Consider the following 393-nt stretch of genomic DNA (forward strand, 5'->3'; position numbering starts at 1 on the left):
GGTAACGCAATGCACAACGAACAATTAGTAGAAATTGCACCATGGTTAAAAAACGATATCATTGTAATGATTTCGTCGGTCATGGAAGCAGCAGGACAAGTTGTATTTGATAACTTGCCATTATTATTTGCAGTTGGTACAGCACTTGGATTAGCAGGAGGAGACGGAGTTGCAGCATTAGCAGCGCTAGTAGGTTACTTAATTATGAATGCAACAATGGGGAAAGTGTTGCACATTACAATTGATGACATTTTCTCATATGCCAAAGGGGCAAAAGAATTAAGTCAAGCAGCGAAAGAACCAGCACATGCCTTAGTATTAGGGATTCCAACATTACAAACGGGTGTGTTTGGTGGTATTATCATGGGTGCTTTAGCCGCATGGTGTTACAAC

Annotated in this window: 1 protein-coding gene; it reads left to right on the top strand. The window is 40.7% G+C overall.

Features of this window, described 5'->3' with window-relative positions:
* Positions 1 to 393: PTS transporter subunit EIIC (locus DYI42_RS24100; RefSeq protein ID WP_213549664.1), on the top strand; the 393-nt coding region annotated here is incomplete at both ends.

Origin of the sequence: Vannielia litorea, from assembly GCF_018424695.1 — a bacterium.
Taxonomy (GTDB): Bacteria; Pseudomonadota; Alphaproteobacteria; order Rhodobacterales; family Rhodobacteraceae; genus Vannielia; species Vannielia litorea_A.